Here is an 18,443-nt window from a genome sequence, read left to right as displayed (position 1 = left end):
GTGCGCCGCCGTGCCTGTCCCGAGCCGAAGTGCCGCGACGGAGCGCAGCCTGCTGCGTGAGCACGCGTTCCGGACGCTACGGGCCGCGATCGTCGACGGGACGCTGGAGCCGGGAGAGCGGCTGAACGACGCCGAGCTCTGCGCGTGGCTGGGGGTGTCCCGCACGCCGGTGCGCGAGGCGATCGCCCGGCTGGAGCAGATCGGACTCGTCACCGTCCGGCCCGGCAGCTCGACGACGGTCAGCCCGCTCGACGTGCGCGCCACCGTCGAGGCCCAGACCGTGGCCGCGGCGATGCACGAGCTGGCCGCCCGCGAGGCCGTCCCGGCGCTGACCGCCGCCGACCTCGACGCGATGACCAGCGCCAACGGCGCCTTCGCCGAAGCCCTCGAGACCGGGGAGGTCGACGCCGCGATCGCCGCCGACGACGCGTTCCACGGTGTCTTCGTGCGGGTCAGCGGCAACCGCCGGCTCGCCGCCGTGCTCGACGACGTCACCCCGCTGCTGCGGCGCATGGAGCGCACCCGCTTCGCGTCGCTGACCGGCCGCGCGTCTGTCGCCCAGCACGCGCGCATCGTCGAGCTCGCCCGCGCCGGCGACGCCGAGGGCGCCGCCCGCGCCAACCGGGAGAACTGGCTGACGCTGCGCCCGCTGGACAGCCCGGGAGACAGCCCGGAGGACGGCCCCGACCAGGAGGACGCCGATGTCCCTCGATGACTTCCCGCGTTACCCGTTGCTGTTCGGGCCGAGCCCGGTCCACCGGCTCGATCGATTGACCGCGCACCTGGGCGGCGCGGCGATCTGGGCGAAGCGGGAGGACTGCAACTCCGGCCTGGCCTACGGCGGCAACAAGACCCGCAAGCTGGAGTACATCGTCCCCGACGTGCTCGCGTCCGGCGCCGACACGCTGGTCTCGATCGGCGGCTACCAGTCCAACCACACGCGCCAGGTCGCCGCGGTCGCGGCCAAGCTCGGCCTCAAGGCCCGGCTGGTGCAGGAGAAGTGGGTGGACTGGCCGGACGCGGTGAACGACAAGGTCGGCAACATCCTGCTGTCGCGGATCATGGGCGCGGACGTCCGGTTGGACCCGGCCGGGTTCGACATCGGCATCCGCGACTCGTGGGAGCGGGCGCTGGAGGAGGTCCGCGACGCCGGCGGCACCCCGTACGGCATCCCCGCCGGGGCCTCCGAGCACCGCCTCGGCGGTCTCGGGTTCGCGAACTGGGCCCGCGAGGTCGAGCAGCAGGAGGCCGAGCTCGGCGTCTTCTTCGACACCATCGTCGTCTGCACCGTCACCGGCTCGACCCACGCCGGGATGATCGCCGGCTTCTCCGGGCGAGACCGGCCCCGACGCGTGCTCGGGATCGACGCCTCCGCGACGCTGGAGAAGACCCGCGACCAGGTGGAGCGGATCGCCCGCCACACCGCCGAGCTCATCGGGCTGGGGCGCGAGCTGCGCGACGACGAGATCACCGTGCTGGAGGGCTGGGCCGGGGATCGGTACGGCATCCCGGTGGCGTCGACGATCGACGCGATCCGGCTGACCGGCGGGCTCGAGGGGATGATCATCGACCCGGTGTACGAGGGGAAGTCGATGGCCGGGCTGGTCGACCTCGTCCGCGCCGGCGAGATCGGCCCGGACTCGACCGTGCTCTACGCCCACCTCGGCGGACAGCCCGCGCTCAACGCCTACGCGGGCGCGTTCTCCTGAGACGGGATCGCCCGCCGGATCTCTCCGATGTTGTCGGTGGAGCTCGCTATCGTCGTTCCCGCGAGCAACGCCGTGTCTGACCCTTCGTCGGGGGAGCTCCCGGCCCTTCCGCGGGTCGGTGCGTCTCCTCGTCAGGTGCGCGCCGCGCTCCGCCCTGAGCACCACGAGTCGTTCGACCGAGCGCTCCGCGACGCACTCGAGGAGGCGGCGCGGGAGCTCGACCTCGGGCCGGTGCACACGGTGGTCGAACACTGGCGCCGTCGCGCCTGGATCACACGGGACCGCGAGCAGCACCGCCGCATCGTCCGCGAGGCGGTCGAGGAGTTGACGGGCAAGGCTCCACCGGAGGACGCGTCCACACGGGCCTCTGAAGCTCGGCTCTGACGCCGAGGATCTACGGCGCTCGACACGCGTGGGCCTGACGCCGGACGCGGGACTACCGCGACGCCCCGAGTACTGGCGCGGCGAGACGCCCACGACGACGAGGTCACGCGAGGAGCGAACCGATCTCGACGTCGCCTCGCTCCCGGTAACGGTTGGCGCGGGCACAATCTTGCTACACGCCGACAAACAAATTCGCGATGGTCGGAGACGAGCGCGGCCATTCGCATGAGCTGGACTCGGAGGCACGAAGACCCTGGTGTTCACCCCTCACTACGAGGACCATGCGCGCCCACCTCGGAGCCCGTACCCAGGGAGGGATGATGACGGAGGAGAAGCAGATTCGGGTCACCCGCAAGGTCGACGCCAGTCCGGAGACGTTGTTCGCCCTGCTGTCGAGACCCTCTCGGCACCCCGAGATCGACTCGACGAACATGCTGCAGGGGATCGAGGGACCCGACGTCCCGATCAGCGCGGTCGGCGATCAGTTCGTGATGAACATGAACAACCCGATCCTGGGCCAGTACCAGGTGAAGATCACCGTTCGGGAATTCGACGAGAACCGGCTCATCACCTGGGGTGGAAATCTGTACCCGGAGGACGCGTACCGGGACAAGGTCGGCGACATGAAGCTGACCGGCCACACGTTCACCTGGGCCCTCGAGCCCGACGGCTCCGGCACCGAGGTCGCCCTCACCTACGACTGGAGCGGGGTCACGGACGAACAGTTCCGCAACATGTTCCCGATGATCAGCGAAGAGCAGCTCTCCGACTCCGTCGAGCGGGCGGCGGCAGCAGCAGGCTGAACGGCGAATCGGCTCCCGCCACGGGTCGAGTGGTCGACGTCTCGTCCGGTCCCCGTGGGTCCTCGCCTCGTGTGTGCGGTGCACGTATGCCGGGGAGAGCCCACGGGGTACTGGCCGGACGAGAGCAGTCGTCGAGAAGGAGCGATCCGCCGTGTCCCACCAGCCGCCCGATCCCTACGAGTTCCTGCCCGAGGTGGCGTCGTTCACCGTCACGAGCTCGGACGTCAGCGACGGGAAGACGCTCCCGAACGCGCAGGTCAGCGGCATCATGGGCGCCGGGGGCCACGACCAGTCACCGCAGTTGGAGTGGTCGGGTGCGCCCGAGGGCACCAAGAGCTACGCGGTGACCTGCTTCGACCCCGACGCCCCGACCGCCAGCGGGTTCTGGCACTGGGCCGTCGTCAACATCCCGGCCTCGACGACCTCGCTGCCCACCGACGCCGGCGAGCCCGAGAAGGCTCTCCTGCCCCAGGGCGCGATCACGTTGGCCGGCGACGCCGGCGCCAAGCGCTACATCGGTGCCGCACCGCCGCCCGGGCACGGCGAGCACCGCTACATGTTCGTCGTCCACGCGGTCGACGTGGAGGACCTCGGCGTCGGGTCCGACGCCACGCCCGCATTCCTCGGCTTCAACCTCTTCTTCCACAGCATCGGGCGCGCCAGGATCACCCCCGTCTACGAGATCGAGGGCTGACGCGGGTCCGGCCCCGGCGTCGCACCATCACGACGGCGCCGGGGCTAACCGCGACGCTGCAGCCCGCGCAGCACCACGACGGCGTAGACGGCCACGGCCAGCAGCACGACGCCGACGGCCGCGCTCGCCCACAACGCCGTCACGATCCCGTACACCAGCGCGGGGAGCCCGAGGACGACGCCGATCCCGACGAGCAGGCGCAGGCGCACACGCCGGCCGCTGCGGTCGGGTCCGGGCGCGATCACGCCGCGCACGGTACGCGCTTCCGCCGTCCGCCCCGGCGCGCGATGCTCGAGGGCCGTGGCGAACGACGAGCAGGTGCACCCCGAGGACGTCGACGCCTGGCGCCGCTGGCTCGCCGAGCACCACGACCGCGGCACCGGCGTCTGGCTCGTGACGTGGAAGGCCCGCACCGGGCGCGCGACCGTCGGCTACGCGGAGGCCGTCGAGCAGGCGCTGTGCTTCGGCTGGATCGACAGCACGGCGCGCTCGCTGGACGACGAGCGCTCGGCGCAGTGGTTCGCCCCGCGCCGTCGTCGCAGCGGCTGGGCCCGGTCGAACAAGCAGCGCATCGAACGCCTCGAGGCGGCGGGGCTGCTCGAGCCGGCCGGTCGGGCGGTGATCGACGCGGCGAAGGCCGACGGCTCGTGGACGATGTTCGACGACGTCGAGGACCTGGTCGTGCCACCCGACCTCGCCGAGGCCTTCGACGCCCACCCGGGCTCGCGGGAGCACTGGGAGGCGCTCACGAAGTCGGCGCGCCGGATGATGCTCGCGTGGGTCGTCGAGGCGAAGAAGCCCGAGACCCGGGCGAAGCGCGTCGCGCAGATCGCGGAGCGGGCGGCGCTCGGCGAGGTGGCGTTCCCGCGGCGCGCGTGAGACGTGGGCGCCCCGGGGTAGTCGTCAGGACATGATGACCGTGATCACCCACGTCAGCCTCACGCCCGGCCGCGAACCCGAGTGGGACGCGGCGATGCGCGACCGGCTCGAGACCGCCCGCGACCAGGAGGGCTGGCTGGGCAACCAGCTCGTGATCCCGCTCGACGCGCCGAACGAGCGCACGGTGATCGGCACCTGGACCACCCGCGCGGCGTGGGAGGCCTGGCACTCCGACGAGGCGTTCCTCGAGACCCGCGAGCGCATGGAGGGTCTGCAGGACGGGCCGAGCGAGATGACCTGGTACGAGGTGGTCTCCGAGGACCGCGCCTGACGCCAGGATGGCGGGGTGACCGCACCCTGGGTCCTCGACGAGGACGACGCGCTGGAACTGCTCGCCTACCTCGTGACCGCGGCGCGGACGCAGGTGGACGAGGCCGCCGAGTACGGGCCGATGCGCCTGCTGACCGCCGCCCACCGCCTCGCCGAGGCGATGGGCCCGCGCTCGTCGCCGGAGACCGCCGCAGCGCTGGGCGGGCCGCTGGCCGCCATGCCGACGCTGGCCGTGCCGCGCGACCGCACCGAGTACGTCGAGCAGCTCGACGCCGCGTGCCGGTCGCTGGCCGCGCACCTCAAGGCCCGGTACGGCTCGTGACCGACCCCGTGCGCGACCCTGTCCTCGCCGCCATCCGCCGCCGGCGGGTGACGCGCGCCATGACCGACGAGCCGGTCGCGCGCGCGGACGTCGAGACGATCCTCGAGGCCGCGCGCTGGGCGCCGACGGCGGGCAACCGGCACCTGCAACGGTTCGTGGCCACGACCCACCCGGGCACGATGCGCGTGGTGCGCATGGTGTCGCCGGGCATGATCGCCCGGCCGCCCGCGGCGATCGTCATCTGCGTGGATCGCGAGCTGGCCGCGCAGTACGGCTTCCGCCCCGACGTCCCGGGCCCGTGGATCGACGTGGGCACCGCGACGGCGACGATCCTGCTCGCCGCACAGGCCGTGGGCCTGGGCGCGGGGCCGGTGAGCTCGTTCAGCCGCGCGGCCGTGGCCGTCGCCCTCGACCTGCCCGACGGGTGGAGCCCGGAGCTGATCGTCGGCCTCGGCCACCCCGCCCCGGTCCAGCCGGCGCCGATGAGCGCGGGACGTCGGGTCACGTGGCGGGACCTGACGCGGTGGGTTCCCGAAGGCTGATCTCAGTGGCCCCGGAACGCCTCCGCCAGCCACCACGACGGCTCGTCGGCGACGACCTTCGCGTCCACCACCAGAGGGCGCTCCCGCGGGCCGTCGAGCCAGGCCCGCACGCCGTCGAGGTCGTCGACCGACCGCACGACGAGCCCGTCGCACCCGAAGCCGCGGCCGACCGCGGCGAGGTCACGGTCGGGGAAGGTCACCGTGGCGTGGTCGGCGCCGGCGAAGTGGTGCACCTCCGCGCCGTAGGCGGCGTCGTCGTAGACCACCACGAGCAGCGGAGGCCCCAGCCGCGCCGCGGTCTCGAGCTCGGCGACGCCCATGAGGAACCCGCCGTCGCCCAGCGCGGCGACGGTCAGCCGGTCGGGGCGGGCCAGCGACGCGCCGATCGCCGTCGACAGCCCCAGCCCGACCGACTGGAACGCCTGCGTGAAGCAGAAGCCGGCCGCGTCGGGCACCGCGAGGAAGGCGGCGGGGTAGCCCATGAAGTTGCCGGAGTCGGTGGTCACGGTCCGCTCGGCGGGCAACAGCGCGTCGAGGCGTGCCGAGAGCACCCGCGGGTCGACGCGCGCGGTGGTGGAGGTGTCGTCGACCGGCACCTGCGGCCACCGACCCTCGGCCTCGATGCGCGCCGCGATCTTGGGGCTGCGGTAGCCCGGAGAGGCCGTCACGGCGGCCGCCGTGTCGCGCGCGGCCTCGGCGACGTCGGCGCAGACGCCCAGGTCGACCGGGTGGTTCGCGCCGAGCGCGGCCGGGTCGTCGTCGACCTGGACCACGGTCGTCCCGGGTCCGATCAGCGCGCCGTGCCGGGTGGTCCACATCGTCAGCGACGCGCCCCAGGCGACCACGACGTCGGCGTCGGCGACGAGCTCCGCGGCCAGTGGGGTCGCGAACCCGCCGCAGATGCCCAGCGACCACGGCGAGTCCGCGAACAGGCCGTGGGCCACCGCGGACGTCGCGAGCAGCGCGCCGCACCTCTCGGCGAGGGCGGCCACCTCGGGTCCGGCGTGCCGGGCCCCGCGCCCGCCGACGAACACCGGGCGGTGCGCGCCGGCGAGGACCGCGGCCAGAGACGCGACCGAGGCGACGTCGGGACGGCTCGGCGCCAGGGACGGGACCGCGGGAGCGGGCGGCGCGTCGGGGCACGGCTGGGCCTGGACGTCCAGCGGCAGGTTCAGCACGACCGTGCGCCGCTGCTGGCGGGCGGTACGGAAGGCGCGGACGGTGTCGGCGACCGCGGTCGCGGCCGAGTGCACGCGCTCGGGCACAGCGCCGACCGCGCGGGCCAGGCCGTCCTGGTCGACCCGGAAGTTGGAGCGCACCGCGGCGCCGGCCGGCTCGGCGGCGAGCACGATCAGCGGGGTGCGGCTCTTGGCGGCCTCGGTGATGCCGGTCATCGCGTTGGTCAGCCCGCAGCCCTGGTGGAGCGACAGGGCGGTGACCGCGTCGGCGGTGCGGGCGTGCGCGTCGGCCATCGTCGCCGCCCCGCCCTCGTGACGGGCGGCGGTGAACCCGACACCGGCGTCGCGCAGCGCGTTGGTGACCGCGAAGTTGCCGCTGCCGACCAGCCCGTAGACGTGGGCGAGCCCGAGCTCGGCGAGCGTGCGGCCGACGACCTCGGCGACCGACTGATCGTTCACCCCTGAGCTCACCGCTCGACCAGCGCGTACACCCTCGCCGGGCTGCCCGACCCGCCGACGATCGGCAGCGGCGACACCACGACGACGGCGCCGGTGGGCGGCAGCTGCGCGAGATTCTGCAGGCTCGTCAGGCCCCACTTGCCCGCGCCCATGAGGAAGTGGTGGCAGGAGAAGGGCGGGTCGAACCCGCCCGCGGCGCCGGCGTCGGTGCCGACGGTCTCGGTGCCGAACCCGGCGACCGGCGACTCCTCCGCGATCCACCGCGCGCACTCGGCGGACACACCGGGGGTGTGGGGGCCGTGCTCGTCGGCGTTGGTGAACAGCTCCTGGTCGTGGCTGCGGGCGTCCCACCCGGTGCGGTAGAGCAGCCAGCCGCCCTCGGGCAGCGGGCCGTGCTCGTCGACCCACGCCCGGACGTGGTCGATCTCGAGCAGGAAGTCCGGGTCGGCGGCCGCCTCAACGCTCTTGTCGATCACCGCGGCGGGGCCGATGAGCGTGCCCAACGGGGCCTGCGAGACGTCGAGCCCGCCCCGACCCGTCACCCAGTGGTTGGGGGCGTCGACGTGGGTGCCCGTGTGCTCGCCGGTGTGGATGTCGTTCCAGTACCAGGCGGGCCCGCGGTCGTCGTAGCGGCTCAGCTCCTCGAGCCGGAACCGCTGGGTGTTCGCGAACGGCTCGGGCAGCTGCAGGATCGGTGTCGTCTCCGACAGCGGCGCGGTCAGGTCGATGGCCTCGACCGAACCACCACGCAGGGCGTCGACGAGGGCGGGCAGCACGGCGGTCACGTCGTCCGGTCTCCTTCTGGTCGTCCCCGAGCCGGGTGAATCATGCGGCACGCGACGGAGCGCCGACAGGGTCAGACGGCCACCCGGCGCGACACGACCACGACGTCGCTGGAGTTGCCGCGGGCCTGGCGCAGGTCGGGCGGGCGCGGGGTGAAGCCGGGCACGCCGGCGAGGCCGAGGGTCTGGTCGTCGACGCGCAGGGACACCGGGCCCGTGACCTGCAGGTCCACCAGCACCCCCTCGGGCGGGACGTCCTCGAGCCGCAGCGTCAGCGGCCCGGGCTCGAGCGGCGAGGAGAGCACCGGCCGACCCGGGTAGGTGACGGTGACGGCCCGGGCGGCGAGGTCGCCGCGGAGGATCACGGTCGGCGCGCCGCGGGGGGAGACCACCTGGAGCCGGAGGGTGTCGGGCGTGCGGGACAGCACGGTGGCGGTCGGCGGGGGCACCGGCAGCGGGGTCGCCGGGCCCCGGCTCACGGGCTCGTCGCCGTGCCAGGCCTCGAGCGGGGCGGGCGGCTCGCCGACGTAGCCGCGGGTCCAGTCGGCCGGGGCGGTGTCGGTCGTGATCCAGCGCGCCGTCCCGTCCTCGGCGTCGAGAACGTAGGCGAGCTGGCTGCCGTAGGGCGTGCGCGGGTCGGGGTCGTCGAGCTGCAGTCCGCCGCCGGCGAGGATCAGCACCCACACGAACGCCAGGATCGGCAGCGCGTAGCCGCGCGCCATGCCCGGCCGCGGCAGGGCCGACAGGCCCGCCCCGATCGGGATGCCGACCAGCGTGAAGGCCAGGACCGGCAGCCCGTCGGAGATCCCCGCGACGCCGTAGGACGCGACCGCGAACGGGATCAGCAACGCCACGGCCGGGACCGCGCCGAGCACGAAGACCGGGACGGCGAGCCACGGGCGCTCGCCGGCGAACAGCACCACGATCACCCCGAGCGCCAGGCCGACGACGGGCCAGGCCAGCAGGAACACCGAACCGGGCGCCACGACCGCGAGCGCCACGGACAGCAGCGCCAGGACGAGCAGGGCCCCCGCGGCGAGGGCGACCGCACCGGGGCGGCGCCGCACCACGCTGACGACCAGCGTGGTGATGACGAACGCCAGCACTCCGGCGGCGGCCTCGTAGAGCCCCGGGCGGCCGACGAACGGGCCGATGTCGGCATAGGCCGGGCGGAACCACACGAGCCCCTGCCAGAGCCCGATCCCGGCCGCGACTGCGACGACGAGACCGAGGACGTACAGCAGCGCCGCACCGACGACGCCGCCGATCGTGGCCCGCTGGCGCGCCCGGGCGACGACCACGAGGACGACGGCGAGCACCAGGGCGAGCCCCGCCACCGCCCAGGCCCACACGCTCGCGTAGGTCACGAGGACGCCGAGCACGGCGAAGTAGGTGCGGTCGCCGGTGGGCGGTTGCCCGCTCGCGGTGGGGTCGAGCGCGGCGAGGTCGCGGTCGCCGAGCGCGCGGGTGAGCGCGAGCGCGTTGCCGCCGTGGTTCTGCAGCGAGGCCCGGCTGAGGTTCGGCGGGACGTCGCCGGGGGTGTGGTACTGGTACGGCCGGTCGATGAAGGCCGCGTTCATGCCCGGGCGCCCGGCGTCGAGCACCGGCGAGAGGTCGGTGTCGTTGGGCAGGAAGCGGTAGATCTCGACCAGCGAGGAGTCGCCGCGCGGGTGGGGGACGCTCGCGGCCCAGGCGTCGACGAGCCCGGCGTTGCCCGGCGAGGTCTCGAACAGCAGCGACGGTCCCTCGACGCCGCGGGCCTCCCAGTTCAGGACGACGGTCGGCCGGTCACGGGGCAGCTGGTCGCGCACCCAGGCGCGGGCGCCGAGCAGGCCCGCCTCCTCCCCGTCGGTGATCACGACCGTGACGTCGTTGCGCAGCGGCGGGCCCGCGCGCAGGGCCCGGACGGTCTCGAGGAGCGTGGCGACACCGGACATGTCGTCGGCGGCGCCGGGTCCCGCGGTGACCGAGTCGTAGTGCGCCATGAGCACGACGGCGCCGGTCGGGGCCGTGCCCGGGAGGGTGGCGACGACGTTGTCGACCCGCGCCGCCCGGGCCTGGCCCTCCTCGACGGCGAGCGCGGCGGTCGGCTCCACGCGCGGGTCGAGGCCCTCGGCGCGCAGGCGGGCGACCACCGCGTCGCGGGCGACGTCGGAGGCCGGGCTGCCGACGGGCCGGGGCTCGCGGGCCAGCTGGTCGACGGTGGTCGCGGCACGCTCGGCGCTGAACTCGGCGGGCGGGGCCGTCGCCGGCACCGGGTCGGGCGGGCGCTCGAGCAGCACGGCGTAGACGCCGATCACCGCGAGCAGCACCACCGCCACCAGGCGCCCGATCACGGCGTGCACGCTCTCGCACCCCGGAGCGAGCCGCCAGCCGCCCCTCCGATCTTGACGACGATCGTCAGTCGGTGAGGCGTCGCGGCGCCCTCGCGGCCACGACCACCGGCCAGACCGCCTGGGCGAGGACCACGACCCGCTGGGACGGGCCGTACCACGGGCCGTCGGTGACGAGCTGGAACGTGAACCACGCGACGAGGACGGCGAGCACGGCCACGGCGAGCGCCGAGGCCCGGCGGAGCCCGGGGTCGACCGCGGGCGAGCGGGCGAGACCCAGCGGCCACAGCGTGTAGGCGGCCCAGGCCAGGCCGCCCGCGACCATGTGCACCGCGGAGTAGCCGCCGGCGGGCTGCGGGCTCACGCCCGTGACCAGCAGGAACACGGCGCCCGCGCCGAGCAGCGCCCATGCCGCGGTCGGCACGCGGTGGCGCAGCCCGGCGGCGACGAGCACGTGGAGCGCGGCGGCGACGACGAGCGTGACCGTCATGATCCAGCGGCTGGGCGCGGCGAGCCCGGCGAGCGCGCTGAACGACTGGCTCCACGGGTCGGGGCCGGGCCAGGCCGCCTGCGCCGCGGCCAGCCCGACGACGAGGACGACCGGCGCGAGGACGGCGAGGGCGAGCGTGGCCCAGCCGCCGTCCCCGTGGGTGGGCGCGGGCTCGCGCCGGGCGGCGATGGCGACGCGGATCGGCCAGACGGTCTGGGTGAGGATCAGCACCCGCTCGACGACACCCAGCCACGTCCCGTCGGTCCACGCCTGGGCACACAGCCACGCCAGGCCTGCGGTCATCACGGCCGCGGCGACGAGCGAGCCGCGGCGCAGGCCCGGGTCGAGGCTGCGGTCGGCGGCGAGCGGGAGGGTCCAGAGGATCAGGGCGAGGACGGCCGTGACGGTCGCGGCCATGTGCACCGTCGAGCTGCCGTGCGCGGGCTGGGCGGCGAGCGCGGCGACGAGCGCGGCGGCGCCGCCCAGCCCCAGGACGAGGCGCGCGAGCCGGGGCACCCCCCGCAGGCCGGCCGCCACGAGCAGGTAGATCACGCCCATGGCGGCGAGGACGGTGGCCATGATCCAGCGCTCGGCGGCGCCCCGACCCGCGAGCGTGCTGACCGTCTGCCCGGAGGCGTCGTAGGTCCCCGGCGGCTGCGCGGCCTCGGCGGCGAACCCGCCGAGGAGGAACACGACGGGCAGGGCGACGGCCAGCGCCACGACGGCGGAGCCACGGAGATGGTCGACCCGGCGGGTCACGCTCGACGGGCGCGGCGCCATGGGACGGCTCCCTCCCCGGTCGTGGTCGACGGCGTTCTACCCCGACCCGTCGCGGACGCACACCCTCGCGGGCACGTCAGCGGGCGAGCGTCGCGCTCGGCGTCTCCCCGAAGCGGGCGCGGTACTCCGCGGCGAAGCGGCCCGCGTGGGCGAAGCCGTGCCGGTGGGCGACGTCGGCGACGGTGGTGGCGCCGGCGGGGTCCAGGGCGACGAGGTCGCGGTGCACGGCGTCGAGGCGCCGGCGCCGGAGATGGGTCACCGGACCGACGCCGAACTCGGCGTGGAAGATCGCCCGGAGCGTGCGCTCGCTGACCCCGGTGAGACGGGCGAGCTCGGAGGCCGTCGGGGGCCGCGCCGGGTCCTCGGCGGCCCGGTCGAGAACGCGACGGACCACCGTCGACGACGCGGGCGGGGCGGGGGCGCGCAGCGCGTCGCTCGACGAGTGCGGCTGACCGAGCAGCAGCGCCGTGCAGACGGCGTGCTTGAGCACCGACCACACCCGCGACGGCGGGCCCGCCGGCCCGGCCGCGGCGCACGTGCGGCGCACCAGGTCCGCCGGCCCGTCCAGGACGCCGCGGTCGCGGGGGGTCTCGAGGTCGAAGGTCACCGGCCGGTCGACGGCCCGCCCGAGCAGGGCGGCGAGCTCGCGCTGGAGGTCGGCCCGGGCGATCTTGAGCACAAGGAGCTCGAGCCCCGGGTCCCACCGCATCGTCAGCGGCCCGGACGAGGAGAACACCGCGCCTCGACGGCCGTCGGCGCGGACCCGCATCCCCCGGTGCTCGGCGCGGAACCCGCCGCGCGCCGGGAGGTGCACCGTCGCGAAGTCGTCGAGCGGCTGGGAGTGGATCTCGACCTCGGCGCCGTAGGAGAACCGCAGCAGGCCCAGCCCGTCACCGGCGACCCAGCCGACGTCGGCCCGGAACGGGGCGCCGTCGCGGCGCACCGTCATCCGGTGTCCGGTCATGAGCTGCTGGGTGCGCTCGTGGGCGTCCTCGGGGTCGTCGGTGCGGAACCCACCCCGCAGCACGCCGTCCGGGACCGACGTCGGAGCCGTCACGTCGCACCTCCTCGCGCGCCCGACGACGCTGTCGGGACCCCGATCGGGTGTCAAGGAGCCGCCGGAACCGGACGTCCCCGCCGGAAGCGGCTAGGAGCGCCGGCGGGCCGCTCCTAGCGTCGACGGCCACCCGAGCACGAGGACGTGAGCCGGTGACGACCCAGCCCCCACCCACGGTCATCCCCCTCGGCGAGTACGCCGACAACGGGTTCTACCCGGGCTACGAGCCGCGCCTGGAGACCCGGCCGTTCCTGGCCGAGCCGCTCGCGCCGTTCTCCCGGGCGGACGAGGACCGGTTCTGGATGCGCGACTCGCAGCACTTCGCCGAGGGCATCACCCCGGCGAGCATGGGGCTGCTCGAGGACGCCCAGACCTGGGGCACCCAGTACGGCGCCGAGATCGTCGGCATCCCGCCGACCGCCGGGATGGTCAACCGGATCGCCGGCGTGCACGTCTACCTCGGCCAGTGTCCGATCACCTCGCTGTGGCAGATGGGCGCTCGCGCCGAGCGCTTCGGAGCCTTCGCCGCACCGCGCCTCGCCGACTTCGAGGGCTACTGGTCGGGCTACCGCGCCGAGCTCGAGGCCGCGTACGCGCACTTCGACGGCCTCGACGTCGACGCCATGAGCCGCGAGGAGCTGCACGCCGCGCTGCTCGACGCCATCGCCTTCCACCGGCGCGGCTGGGGCGTGCACTTCGAGGTCATGTACCTGCTCGCGGCCAACTACGTCGCGCTGTTCCAGCTGGTCACGGACCTCGGGCTCGAGACCGGGCAGATCCCGAAGTGGCTCGCCGGTGAGGAGACCGCGTACCTGCAGACCGACGAGGGGCTCTGGCGACTCGCCGGGCGCGCCCGCGAGCTCGGCGTCGCCGACGCCCTCGCCGCACCGACCGTCGAGGGCGTCCGAGCGGCGCTCGAGCAGGAGCCGAACGGGCCGGCGTGGTGGGCCGAGCTGGAGGCCTTCCTCGCGGTGTGGGGTCAGCGCACCGACGAGACCGCGACGATGGACCGGCCGTCGTGGGCCGAGCACCCGGCGACGCCGCTGGGCACGATCCGCGAGTTCCTCACCCGCCCCGAGGGACACGACTTCGCCGCGGCGCGACGCGAGGTGCTCGCCGAGCGCGACCGGCTCGTCGACGAGGCCCGTGCGGCGATCGCCGACGACGACCGCGCCCGCTTCGACGAGGCCCTCGCGTCCAACCGCGCCGCCAACTTCGTCTGGTGGAACGAGGAGCACAACTTCCTCATCGACCGGCGCATCCACCTGCCGATCCGCCGTCTCACGCTCGCGGCCGCGGACCGGCTCGTGGCCGACGGGGTGCTGGACGCCCGCGAGGACGTGTTCTTCCTGTTCCGCCACGAGCTGCTCGACCTGCTCACCGGCGGCGGGCCTGCCGACTGCCGCTCGCTGGTCCCCGCCCGCCGCGACTACTACGACCACTGGTCGGCGCGCGGGAACGAGCTGCCCCCCGTCATGGGTACCGTACCCGACGCGGTCAACGACCCGATCATGACCGAGCTGTTCGGCCTCACCCCCGACTACTTCGCGACGATCAAGGGACAGCGGGCCACGGCGACGCTCTCGGGGTTCGCCGCGGCGCGCGGCACGATCGTCGGCACCGCGCGGGTGGTGCGGGCCGCGCAGGACATCGACCAGGTCCGCGACGGCGACATCCTCGTCTGCGGCGGCACCACCACGGAGTGGACACCGGTGTTCGGGCTGGTCGCGGGGTGCGTCACCGACACCGGCGGCACCCTGTGCCACACCGCGATCATCGCCCGCGAGTACGGCATCCCCTGCGTCGTGGGTACCGGGGTGGCCACCTCGACGATCACCACCGGCGACCGGGTGCGCATCGACGGCGACCGCGGCGTGGTCGAGGTCCTGGCGTGACGGTCGTGGCCGAGCGCACGACCTGGGCCGACACCGCCGAGCGCGCGGCACGCGCCGGGGGCGCGGTCCTGCTCGAGCACCGCGGCCGCGTCCACGACGTGCGGCTCAAGGACGCCCGCGTGGACGTGACGTCATCGGCCGATCTCGCGGCGCAGGACGCGGTCACCGCCGCCATCCACGCGGAGCACCCCGACCACGTGGTGATCGGGGAGGAGTCGACCCGGTCGACCGACGACGCCGGCGGGGAGCTGCGCTGGTGGGTCGACCCCCTCGACGGCACCCGCAACTACCTGCACGGAGTCCCGTTCTTCGCCGTCGCGGTCTCGGCCACGGTCGCCGGGGAGGCGGTCGCCGCCGCCGTGTACGACCCGCTGCGCGACGAGCTCTACCGCGCGATCCGCGGTCGCGGGGCCACCTGCAACGGCCGCCCGTTACGGGTCGCGTCCACCGCGCGCGCCGCCGAGGCCCTCGTCGTCGTCCAGGCCCAGTCCGCCGACCCGGCCGTGATCGCCGAGTTCGCACGCCTGATGCGGGCGATGCTCACGGTGTCGGCCGGCGTGCGCTTCCCCGGCGCGCCCGCACTCGTGCTCGCCCACGTCGCCGCCGGCCACTACACCGCCTACGTCGAGCGCGACATGGACCCGTGGGACGTCGCCGGGGGCCGGCTGCTGGTCGAGGAGGCGGGCGGACGGGTCACGGACTTCGCCGGACGCGTCCGCGACGCCTCGACCCGCCACGACCTGGTGGCCAGCAACGGCCTCGTGCACGACGAGCTCGTCGCCGCCACCGGCATGACCTTCGAGGAGGGCGGATGACCGTCAACACCGCGCTGGCCGTGACGACCACCGGCGGGTGGGCCCGTCCCGGTTGGTGGGACGTGGTCGAGCCGGCCGAGGCGGCGGGACGCTTCGGCCCGGACGACGAGACGGAGCTCTACGACGACTACTGCCGGCTCGCCATCGACGACCAGGAACGCTGCGGGCTCGACATCGTCACCGACGGCGAGCACCGGCGCCGCGGCTGGATCGAGAACATCACCGCGGCGCTCCCCGGCCTGGTGCTGCAGCCCGCGCCGCGCCGCCTCGGGGCCCTGGGCTACGACATGCTCGACGTCTGGAAGGTCACCCAGCCGCTCGACGAGCTGACCTGGATGTGGGACTTCGTCGGCGAGTACCGGTTCCTGCGCGCCGCAACCGACCGCCGGCCCCGGGTCGGGATGCCGGGGCCCTACGGGATGACCACCGAGCTGGACTTCCGCGACGTCTACCCGTCGCGCAAGGCCTGCGCGGAGGCGCTCGTGCCGGCGCTGCGCGGACACATCCGCGAGCTCATCGACGCCGGCTGCGACTACATCCAGCTCGAGGAGCCGATCACCCCGGCCGTCGCCGACGACGACCGGAGCCCGGCGTCGATGGTCGAGATCATCAACAAGGTCGTCGACGGGTTCGGCGGCTGCACGTTCACCGTGCACATCTGCTTCGGCTCGTTCCGGCGCCTGCCCTACGCCAAGCGGACCTACCGCTGGCTGTTCCCCACCCTGCTGGACGCCCATGTCCACGGCTTCAGCCTGGAGTTCGGTGGCCGGGAGATGGCCGAGATCGACCTGGTCGGCCAGTGGGACCCCGGCCGCATCCTGAGCGCCGGCCTGGTGGACATCAAGACCCACTACGCCGAGACGGCCGACGACCTCGTCGAACGCCTCCGGACCTGCCTGCAGTACCGCTCGCCGGAGGCCCTGGAGATCTCCACCGACTGCGGGCTGCGGCGGGTGCCCCGCAACCTCGCCATGGCCAAGATGACCGCGGCCGCCGAGGCCGCCCGGAGGGTGCGTCGTGACGGTTGACCTCACCCTGCGCGCCGAGACCGTCGGCAGCCTGCTGCGCCCCCCGGAGCTGCACGCCGCGATGGCCGCGGGTGTCGAGGGTCCGCAGCTGCGGGCGGTGCAGGACCGCGCCGTGCTCGAGGTGCTGGCGCTGCAGCGCGAGCTCGGACTGCCCGTGGTCGGGGACGGCGAGATGCGCCGGCGCATCTGGCACGGCCCGGTCCTCGACGTCACCGACGGCTTCGATCCCGAGGGCTTCACCCGCACGTGGAGCGACCCCGACGGGCGCAGCGTGTCCCACACGTCGCCCGTGGTGGAGGCCCGGCTGACCGAGCGCGGCAGCCTCCTCGACGTCGAGGCCGCCTTCGCGCTGGCCCACGCCGACCGGCCGCTCAAGGTGACCCTGCCGGTGCCCACGAACTTCCTGTCCTACTGGACGCCCGGGGTCTCCGACCGGGCCTACCCCGACCCGCAGGAGTTCCTCGACGACCTGACCGCGATCATGAACCGCCAGGCCCGCGCGCTCGCCGACGCCGGCGTGCGCTACCTGCAGCTCGACGCGCCGAAGTACACCTTCCTCGACAACCGCCGGCTGTTCCCGGACCCGGAGGACTGGCGCGAGCAGCTCGCCGCCCACGTGCGCAACGACCGCCGCGTGTTCGACGGGCTCCCGGCCGACGTGATCACCGGGATCCACATCTGCCGCGGCAACTACCGCAGCATGTACGAGAGCACGGTGCCCTACGACGAGATGGGCGAGGTCCTGCTCTCCGAGGCCCGCTACGACCGCCTCCTGCTCGAGTACGACGACGCCCGCGCCGGCGGCTTCGACGCCCTGCGCCACGTCCGGCCCGAGAGCACGGTCGTGCTCGGTCTCGTGACCACCAAGCGTCCCGAGCTCGAGGACGTCGACGACCTCCGCCGGCGGATCGACGAGGCGAGCGCGTACGTACCGCTGGAGCGCCTCGCCCTGAGCCCGCAGTGCGGGTTCGCCAGCACGTGGGAGGGCAACGAGCTCACCGCCGACGACCAGCGGCGCAAGCTCGAGACCGTCGTGCGGACCGCCGGCCTCGTGTGGTCATAGGGGCGTTCACCGCTGTCCCGACCCGTGCGCACGTTCTGCGGCCGTCGTCGGGACCCGCTCGTCATCCAGCGTCCGGAGATCGGCGACGTAGACCGCGTGCTCGTCGACCTCGTCCGGGTCCGGCAGCCCACCGAGACGCACCGGCGAGCGCGGCACGTGCCCCGTCCGGATGTAGCGCCGCATCTCGCGCACGCGGAACCTCCGTCGACACAGCGTGACCGCCTCGCCGTGCGGGGTGCCCGCGTCGAGCTCGGGCGCCCAGTACAGCGCACCCTCGACCCACACCCGCCCGGACGCGGGGCGCGTCGCCGCCCAGTTGAGCGGGAAGAGCCGGCCGCCGACGTCGAGGACGTCGACCGCGCAGTCGCACGCGCCCGGCTCCAGCGGCGCGGTGACGATGGTGCCGCGCGCGTCGGCGCACCCGTACTCGTCGACGGTGCACCGGTCACGGCCCGAGACGACCGGCAGGTGGGCATCCGCGTAGATCGCGGGCGCGAGCTCCACGTCGTCGCCCACGCGGAACGCGGGCAACGATCCCGCCGCGAGGTAGTGCGGCAGGAGCTGGACCGTCAGCCCGCCGTCCGCGCGCTCGCCGCGCGCCGGCGGTTGCGGCAGCACTCTCCGCACCAGCTCGTCGAGGTCCTCGTGCCGTCGCCCGGCCACCGTCCGCGACCGGTCCCGTCGTGCCCGTCCGGGCTTCGCCATGTCTGCCTCCTCGGTGTCTCCACTGGGTTGGAGACCGCGAGGTGCCGATCGGTTCCGTCCGATGTGCGGCTGTGGACGGTCGGGGACGCCGGCGGCACGGCTCGCCGCATCGATCTCTCGAGAGTGCCGGCAGAGCTGTCGACGCTGGTGACACTCGCGGAGATCGACATGGAGAGCAGGTGGGGTGAGCGGCGC

The 18,443-nt window shown here is 74.5% G+C and carries 20 protein-coding genes; 13 read left to right on the top strand and 7 right to left on the bottom strand.

Annotated features, from left to right (window positions below; genetic code table 11):
• Positions 1-10: 10 nt before the first annotated feature.
• The 5 genes from C8D89_RS10370 (at position 11) to C8D89_RS10350 (ending at position 3,590) form a co-directional block, all read left to right on the top strand.
• Positions 11-715: a GntR family transcriptional regulator gene (locus C8D89_RS10370; RefSeq protein WP_116708035.1), complete on the top strand. Its 705-nt coding sequence runs from the start codon at positions 11-13 to the stop codon at positions 713-715.
• Positions 702-1,709: a 1-aminocyclopropane-1-carboxylate deaminase gene (locus tag C8D89_RS10365; protein WP_116708034.1), complete on the top strand. Its 1,008-nt coding sequence runs from the start codon at positions 702-704 to the stop codon at positions 1,707-1,709. The genes C8D89_RS10370 and C8D89_RS10365 overlap by 14 nt, the downstream gene beginning before the upstream one ends.
• A 27-nt stretch (positions 1,710-1,736) precedes the next feature.
• Positions 1,737-2,093 carry a DUF6247 family protein gene (locus C8D89_RS10360; protein WP_279323367.1) on the top strand — a complete coding sequence of 119 codons (357 nt, stop codon included), beginning with the start codon at positions 1,737-1,739 and terminating at the stop codon, positions 2,091-2,093.
• A 281-nt stretch (positions 2,094-2,374) separates the two neighbouring features.
• Positions 2,375-2,896, top strand: a complete 522-nt coding sequence (locus C8D89_RS10355; protein ID WP_165825634.1) for an SRPBCC family protein — start codon at positions 2,375-2,377, stop codon at positions 2,894-2,896.
• Positions 2,897-3,047: 151 nt separating this feature from the next.
• On the top strand, positions 3,048-3,590 hold the full coding sequence (locus C8D89_RS10350; RefSeq protein WP_116708031.1) for a YbhB/YbcL family Raf kinase inhibitor-like protein: 543 nt from the start codon (positions 3,048-3,050) through the stop codon (positions 3,588-3,590).
• A gap of 44 nt (positions 3,591-3,634) precedes the next feature.
• Here the strand turns inward: C8D89_RS10350 and C8D89_RS10345 are convergent, their stop codons facing one another.
• Positions 3,635-3,835, bottom strand: coding sequence for a hypothetical protein (locus tag C8D89_RS10345; protein WP_133251869.1), 201 nt, complete (start codon positions 3,833-3,835; stop codon positions 3,635-3,637).
• A 55-nt stretch (positions 3,836-3,890) separates the two neighbouring features.
• On the opposite strand from C8D89_RS10345, the gene C8D89_RS10340 reads away from it, so the two are divergent.
• Genes C8D89_RS10340 through C8D89_RS10325 form a run of 4 tightly spaced genes read left to right on the top strand, consistent with a single transcriptional unit; the run spans position 3,891 to position 5,663 of the window.
• Positions 3,891-4,469: a YdeI/OmpD-associated family protein gene (locus C8D89_RS10340; RefSeq protein ID WP_116708029.1), complete on the top strand. Its 579-nt coding sequence runs from the start codon at positions 3,891-3,893 to the stop codon at positions 4,467-4,469.
• Positions 4,470-4,503: 34 nt separating this feature from the next.
• Positions 4,504-4,800, top strand: a complete 297-nt coding sequence (locus C8D89_RS10335) for an antibiotic biosynthesis monooxygenase family protein (protein WP_207787155.1) — start codon at positions 4,504-4,506, stop codon at positions 4,798-4,800.
• A 15-nt stretch (positions 4,801-4,815) separates the two neighbouring features.
• Positions 4,816-5,121: a DUF6092 family protein gene (locus C8D89_RS10330; RefSeq protein ID WP_116708027.1), complete on the top strand. Its 306-nt coding sequence runs from the start codon at positions 4,816-4,818 to the stop codon at positions 5,119-5,121.
• Positions 5,118-5,663, top strand: a complete 546-nt coding sequence (locus tag C8D89_RS10325) for a nitroreductase family protein (protein ID WP_116708026.1) — start codon at positions 5,118-5,120, stop codon at positions 5,661-5,663. Before C8D89_RS10330 ends, C8D89_RS10325 begins: the two co-directional genes overlap by 4 nt.
• A 2-nt stretch (positions 5,664-5,665) precedes the next feature.
• Here the strand turns inward: C8D89_RS10325 and C8D89_RS10320 are convergent, their stop codons facing one another.
• The 5 genes from C8D89_RS10320 to C8D89_RS10300 form a co-directional block, all read right to left on the bottom strand.
• Positions 5,666-7,300 carry a thiamine pyrophosphate-binding protein gene (locus tag C8D89_RS10320; protein WP_116708025.1) on the bottom strand — a complete coding sequence of 545 codons (1,635 nt, stop codon included), beginning with the start codon at positions 7,298-7,300 and terminating at the stop codon, positions 5,666-5,668.
• 8 nt (positions 7,301-7,308) lie between these two features.
• Positions 7,309-8,076, bottom strand: a complete 768-nt coding sequence (locus C8D89_RS10315) for a cyclase family protein (protein ID WP_423716944.1) — start codon at positions 8,074-8,076, stop codon at positions 7,309-7,311.
• Positions 8,077-8,156: 80 nt separating this feature from the next.
• Positions 8,157-10,427, bottom strand: a complete 2,271-nt coding sequence (locus tag C8D89_RS10310) for a M20/M25/M40 family metallo-hydrolase (protein ID WP_116708023.1) — start codon at positions 10,425-10,427, stop codon at positions 8,157-8,159.
• Positions 10,428-10,482: 55 nt separating this feature from the next.
• Positions 10,483-11,685, bottom strand: a complete 1,203-nt coding sequence (locus tag C8D89_RS10305; protein WP_116708022.1) for a DUF998 domain-containing protein — start codon at positions 11,683-11,685, stop codon at positions 10,483-10,485.
• A 76-nt stretch (positions 11,686-11,761) separates the two neighbouring features.
• Positions 11,762-12,742: an AraC family transcriptional regulator gene (locus tag C8D89_RS10300; protein WP_116708021.1), complete on the bottom strand. Its 981-nt coding sequence runs from the start codon at positions 12,740-12,742 to the stop codon at positions 11,762-11,764.
• A gap of 152 nt (positions 12,743-12,894) precedes the next feature.
• On the opposite strand from C8D89_RS10300, the gene C8D89_RS10295 reads away from it, so the two are divergent.
• Genes C8D89_RS10295 through C8D89_RS10280 form a run of 4 tightly spaced genes read left to right on the top strand, consistent with a single transcriptional unit; the run spans position 12,895 to position 17,543 of the window.
• Positions 12,895-14,637, top strand: coding sequence for a PEP-utilizing enzyme (locus C8D89_RS10295; protein WP_116708020.1), 1,743 nt, complete (start codon positions 12,895-12,897; stop codon positions 14,635-14,637).
• Complete coding sequence (locus tag C8D89_RS10290; RefSeq protein ID WP_165825633.1) at positions 14,634-15,452, top strand: inositol monophosphatase family protein; 819 nt, start codon at positions 14,634-14,636, stop codon at positions 15,450-15,452. The genes C8D89_RS10295 and C8D89_RS10290 overlap by 4 nt, the downstream gene beginning before the upstream one ends.
• Complete coding sequence (locus C8D89_RS10285; RefSeq protein WP_116708018.1) at positions 15,449-16,480, top strand: hypothetical protein; 1,032 nt, start codon at positions 15,449-15,451, stop codon at positions 16,478-16,480. Before C8D89_RS10290 ends, C8D89_RS10285 begins: the two co-directional genes overlap by 4 nt.
• A complete protein-coding gene (locus C8D89_RS10280) occupies positions 16,470-17,543 on the top strand; it encodes a cobalamin-independent methionine synthase II family protein (RefSeq protein ID WP_116708017.1) in 1,074 nt (357 codons plus the stop codon). Before C8D89_RS10285 ends, C8D89_RS10280 begins: the two co-directional genes overlap by 11 nt.
• A 6-nt stretch (positions 17,544-17,549) precedes the next feature.
• Here the strand turns inward: C8D89_RS10280 and C8D89_RS10275 are convergent, their stop codons facing one another.
• Positions 17,550-18,248: a hypothetical protein gene (locus tag C8D89_RS10275; protein WP_116708016.1), complete on the bottom strand. Its 699-nt coding sequence runs from the start codon at positions 18,246-18,248 to the stop codon at positions 17,550-17,552.
• Positions 18,249-18,443 lie beyond the last annotated feature (195 nt).

Source organism: Actinomycetospora cinnamomea, assembly GCF_003096675.1.
In the GTDB taxonomy this organism is placed as follows: domain Bacteria; phylum Actinomycetota; class Actinomycetes; order Mycobacteriales; family Pseudonocardiaceae; genus Actinomycetospora; species Actinomycetospora cinnamomea.
Note: the sequence above shows the minus strand (reverse complement) of the source record. Positions and strands in the feature narration are given on the sequence as shown.